Annotated in this window: 3 protein-coding genes; 2 read left to right on the forward strand and 1 reads right to left on the reverse strand. The window is 68.1% G+C overall.

Going from position 1 to position 5,647, the window contains the following annotated elements; genetic code table 11:
• A partial coding sequence (locus tag AC14A7_RS04725) for an ABC transporter ATP-binding protein (RefSeq protein ID WP_484006737.1) occupies positions 1-1,362 on the forward strand: 1,362 nt, incomplete at its 5' end.
• Complete coding sequence (locus tag AC14A7_RS04730; protein WP_484006738.1) at positions 1,359-3,164, forward strand: ABC transporter ATP-binding protein; 1,806 nt, start codon at positions 1,359-1,361, stop codon at positions 3,162-3,164. The genes AC14A7_RS04725 and AC14A7_RS04730, both read left to right, overlap by 4 nt.
• A 193-nt stretch (positions 3,165-3,357) precedes the next feature.
• Here AC14A7_RS04730 and AC14A7_RS04735 read toward each other — a convergent pair.
• Positions 3,358-5,647 (reverse strand): error-prone DNA polymerase (locus AC14A7_RS04735; protein WP_484006739.1); only part of this gene is annotated, 2,290 nt, incomplete at its 5' end.

Consider the following 5,647-nt stretch of genomic DNA (forward strand, 5'->3'; position numbering starts at 1 on the left):
CTCACGGTCAACGTCACGACGATCGTCATCGGCTTCGTGTACCTCCTCTCGATCTCGTGGGTGCTCGGCGTCATCTTCGTCGTGTGCTCGACGCCGCTCTGGATCTTCAGCTACCTGTTCGAGGCCAAGTACTCCTCGATCGCGCGATTGAGCCAGGACCAGTCCGGCGACCTCGCGACGGCCGTCGAGGAGTCGGTGCACGGCATCCGGGTACTCAAGGCATTCGGCCGCGGCCGGTACTCGCTCGACAAGTTCGCCGAGCGGGCAGAGGAGCTGCGTCGCACCGAGATCGCCAAGGCGCGGGCGATCGGCGGCATCTGGCTGTGGATCATCGTCGTGCCCGACGTGACCTTCGCGATCGCCCTGTTCTCCGGGGTCGTGCTCGCGGTCAACGGCCAGCTCACCGTCGGTGCGCTCGTCGCGTTCTTCGCGACCGCGATGGTGCTGCGATTCCCCGTCGACTCCATCGGGTTCCTGCTGTCGATGACCTTCGACGCGCGAACGGCGACCGACCGCTTCTTCGAGGTGCTCGACAGCGAGAACACGATCCTTGATCCGGTCAACCCTGTCGAGATCGCCGAACCGAGGGGCCGCCTCGTCTTCGAGAACGTGCACTTTCGCTACCAGGACGCGCCCGACGACCAGCGCGACCTGCTCGACGGCATCGACCTCGCCGTCGAGGCGGGGGAGACGATGGCGATCATCGGGCTCACCGGTTCTGGCAAGACGACACTGACGGCGCTCTCGACGCGCCTCTACGACGTGACCGGCGGCCGGATCACCATCGACGGGGTCGACGTGCGCGACCTGACGCGCGAGAGCCTGCGCACCCACATCGCCATGGCCTTCGAAGACGCGACGCTGTTCTCCGCCTCGGTGCGCGAGAACGTGGCTATGGGGCGCCCAGATGCCTCAGACGAGGATCTCGCCGCTGCCCTCTCGATCGCCCAGGCCGACTTCGTCTACGACCTGCCGCACGGGCTCGACACCACCATCGGGGAGGAGGGGCTGAGCCTCTCCGGCGGTCAGCGCCAGCGGCTCGCCCTCGCCAGGGCGGTCGCGGCCAACCCGGAGATCCTCGTGCTCGACGACCCGCTGTCGGCGCTCGACGTCGACACAGAGCGCCAGGTCGAGGAGGCGCTGCGCTCTGTGCTGCAGCGCACCACCGCTCTTGTCGTCGCCCACCGTCCCTCGACGGTCGCGCTCGCCGACCGCGTCGCGTTGCTCGAGAACGGCCGCATCACTGCGATCGGCACGCACTCAGAACTGCTCGCCACGAGCGACCACTACCGATTCGTCATCTCGAGCCTCGACGAGGACGGCGAGATGCTCACGACCGACGGAAAGGGGGGATCGCGATGACCATGTTCGGTGTTCAGGACGAAGACCGCTCCCTGCTGACAGCAGACGAGAGCCGCCGCATCCGCCAGCGCTCGCTGCGACTGCTCGGCTCGCTACTGCGACCGCTGCGCTGGCGGGTGGTGCTCACCGCATCCGTCGCCGTGCTCACGAGCGTCGCGCAGGTGGTCGGGCCCGCGCTCATCGCGTACGGCGTCAACCAGGGGCTGCCCGCCGCGCGCGATGGCGAGTGGATGCCGATCGCCATGACCGCGACCGTCTTCATCGCCGCGGGAATCCTCGGTGCCGTCTCGATGGCGTGGTTCACCGTGCTCACGGCGAAGCTCAGCCAGGGCCTGCTGCTCGACCTGCGCAAGCGGGTCTACCACCAGACCCAGGAGCTCTCACTCGACTTTCACGAGAGCTACACCTCCGGCCGCATCATCGCGCGTCAGACGAGCGACCTCGAGTCGATCCGCGAGCTGCTGGATGGCGGCGTCAGCCAGCTGGTGCAGGGCACCATGTTCATGGGCTTCGTCGCGCTCGCGGCCTTCACCGTCGATCCGATCAGCGCGTTCTGCCTGCTCGGTGCCCTCGTGCCGTTCGTCGCGCTGAGCCGGTGGTTCCAGGTCAACTCGTCGCGCCGGTTCCGCCGAACGCGGGTGGCATCTGCGCGCATCATCGTGCACTTCGTCGAGACGATGCGCGGCATCCGTGCGGTGCAGGCGTTCCGCAAGGAGAAGCGCAACGAGGCGGAGTACGCAGAGCACGTCGAGGAGTACCGCGACGCGAACGCCAACGTGTTCAAGCTGTTCAGCACCTACGAGCCGGGCATCGTGCTCATCGGCAACGTGACGATCGCGGTGATCCTGCTGTTCGGCGGTATCCGTGCCCTCGACGGCTCCCTCGCGATCGGATCGCTGCTCGCGGCGCTGCTCTACGCGCGGCAGTTCTTCATGCCAACCTACGACATGGCGATGTTCTACAACTCCTACCATGCCGCTGCCGCGTCGCTCGAGAAGATCTCCGGCGTGCTCGAGGAGGAGCCGACCGTCGCACCCCCGACCACGCCGATCGACCTGTGGCAGGCCAAGGGCGCGCTCGACTTCGACAACGTCGCCTTCTCGTACACGCGGGATTCCGTGGTGCTTCCCGAGTTCTCGCTGCAGATCCCCGCAGGGCAGACCATCGCCCTCGTGGGATCAACCGGCGCGGGCAAGTCGACGCTCGCCAAGCTCATCTCGCGGTTCTACGACCCGAGCCACGGCTCGCTCTCGCTCGACGGCGTCGACCTTCGCCACATGCACCCGAAAGACCTGCGCCGCGCCATCGTCATGGTGACGCAGGAGGCCTACCTGTTCTCCGGGTCGGTTGCAGAGAACATCGCGATCGGCAAGCCGACGGCAACGCGTTCCGAGGTGGTCGACGCGGCGAAGGCGGTCGGCGCCCACGAGTTCATCATGGCTCTGCCCCAGGGCTACGACACCGACGTGAACAAGCGCGGTGGGCGGGTCTCGGCGGGGCAGCGGCAGTTGCTGTCCTTCGCGCGCGCCTTTCTCGCCGACCCGGTCGTGCTCATCCTCGACGAGGCGACCGCCTCGCTCGACATCCCGTCGGAGCGGCTGGTGCAGGAGGGCCTGACCACCCTGCTCTCCGATCGAACCGCGATCATCATCGCGCACCGTCTGTCGACGGTCGCGATCGCCGACCGCGTGCTCGTCATGGAGCACGGCCGCATCGTCGAGGATGGCGCTCCCGCCGAGCTCATCGCCGGCACCGGCCGCTTCTCGCAGCTGCACGCGGCGTGGCGCGACTCCCTGGTGTGATTCTCCCGTAGCTCCAGCTATGAGCTCGGCGACCCAGTTGTAGCGTGCGGGTTGACGCGGTTTCTGGGGCGCTGAGTGGGTTGTCGGATGGCCGAGTGGGTTCCGACTCGACCACCCTGCGTGACTTCTTCAACCGCGCGCGGCTTTGCAGGGGCGCGTGGATGTAAAAGTCGCGCGCGGGTGGCTGAGAGCGTCAGTGGAAGTTGCGCACGGCCGTGCGGCCCTCGACCACGAGGGGCTCGAAGGCGTCGGCCACGAGGTTGCAGACGCCCTCGGGGGAGCGCTCGAGGATGCCGCGGATGATGAGCGCCGCAGACTCCCGTGCCACGCGACGGTAGCGGTTCCACACGCCGACGGTGCAGATCACGTTGACCATGCCCGTCTCATCCTCGAGGTTCATGAAGGTGACGCCGCCCGCCGTGGCTGGTCGCTGGCGATGGATGACGACACCGCCGACCTCGATGCGCCGGCCGTTCTCTGCATCGCGAAGCCCCGACGCCGGTAGCACCCCGCGGGCGTCGAGCCCCGCCCGTGCGTGCCGCATCGGGTGGTCGTCGGTTGAGATGCCGGTCGCCCACAGGTCGCTGACGACCTGCTCCGCCGGGGTGAGCATCGGGAAGAGCGGCGGCTGCACGGCGACGAAGGTGCCCGGCAGGTAGGCGGCCTTGTCGAGGGCGGCGTAGCCGGCATCCCAGATCGCCTCGCGGCGGGTGAGGCCGAGGGAGTCGAAGGCGCCGGCGGCGGCGAGTGCCTCGAGCTGCGCGGCGGTGAGGCCGACGCGGCGCGACAGGTCGCCGAGGTCGGTGTACGCCCCCGCTAGACGCTCGGCAACGATGCGGGTGGCCAGCTCGACCCCGATGCCGCGCACCCCGGCGAGGCCGAGTCGCACCTCGAAGCCACCGTCGCGTCTATGGTCAGACGTCGGCGACGCGGTCGCCGGGTCGAACAGGCCGGTCGGCGGTTGCTCCGAAAGAGCGCACGCATCCATTCCCGTTGCCGGGCCGGCACCCTCCAATGAGGCGTGCACCCCAGAGATCAGGATGTCGGGTCGCAGCACCGTGACGCCGTGGCGCCGGGCGTCGGCCGTGAGGGTCGCCGGCGAGTAGAAGCCCATGGGCTGCGCGCGCAGCAGCGCCGCGAGGAAGGCGGCGGGGTAGTGCAGCTTGATCCACGAGCTCGCGTAGACGAGAAGGGCGAAGCTGATCGAGTGGCTCTCGGCGAAGCCGAAGTTCGCGAAGGCCTCGATCTTGTTGTAGATGTTGTCGGCGGCCTCACCGGTGATGCCGTTCGAGGCCATGCCCTCATACAGTTTCGAGCGCAGCGAGGAGATCTTCTCCAGCCCCCGCTTCGACCCCATGGCGCGGCGCAGCAGGTCGGCGTCCTCCGCAGAGCAGTTGCCGACCGCCATGGCCATCTGCATGAGCTGCTCTTGAAACAGCGGCACGCCCATGGTGCGCTCGAGCACGGGCTCGAGCATGGGATGCGGGTAGGTGATCGGCTCCTTGCCGAGCTTGCGGCGGATGTAGGGGTGCACCGCCCCGCCCTGGATCGGACCGGGACGAATGAGCGCGATCTCGATGACCAGCTCGTAGAAGCGTCGCGGCTGCAATCGCGGCAGGGTGCCCATCTGGGCACGGGACTCGACCTGGAACACCCCGACCGAGTCGGCGACGCACAGCATGTCGTAGACGCCCTTCTCCTCTTTCGGCAGGGTCTCGAGCGACCACTCCTCACCCGTCGAGTCGCGGATGAGGTCGAAGGCGTACTGCAGCGCCGCGAGCATGCCGAGCCCGAGCAGGTCGAACTTGACCAGGCCCATGAACGCGCAGTCGTCTTTGTCCCACTGCACCACGGTGCGGTCGTCCATGCGGGCGTGCTCGATCGGCACGATCTCGCCGACGGGCCGGTGGGTGAGCACCATGCCGCCGGAGTGGATGCCGAGGTGCCGCGGAAACCGCAGCACCTCGCTCGCGAGCTCGAGCACCTTCGCGGGGATCTCGTGCCCGTCGGGCGGAGTGATGGATGACCACGAGTCGATCTGCTTCGACCACGCGTCTTGCTGGCCAGGACCGTATCCGAGTGCCTTCGCCATGTCGCGAATGGCGGACGTCGGGCGGTAGCTGATGACGTTCGCGACCTGGGCCGCATTGCGCCGGCCGTACTTCGCGAAGACGTACTGGATCACCTCCTCGCGCCGGTCGGAGTCGAAGTCGACGTCGATGTCTGGCTCCTCGTCGCGCATGCTCGAGAGGAACCGCTCGAACGGCAGCCCGTAGAAGATCGAGTCGACGGCGGTGATGCCGAGCAGGTAGCAGACCGCAGAGTTGGCCTGAGGAGGATGTCGGGGCGGGCGATCACGGCGCGGGCGATGGCGGCCCGCTGCTTCTCGCCGCCCGAGAGCACGGCGGGCAGCGCATCGAGCCGCTCGCCGAGCCCAACCCAGTCGAGCAGCTCGGTGACGTTGGCGCGGTAGGAGCTCTCCG

The sequence above is a fragment of the Conyzicola sp. genome, from assembly GCF_057073975.1.

Excerpts from the sequence above, each read along its gene's own strand:
- AC14A7_RS04730 (WP_484006738.1), top strand. The coding sequence starts at position 1,359 with ATGACCATGTTCGGTGTTCAGGACGAAGACCGCTCCCTGCTGACAGCA.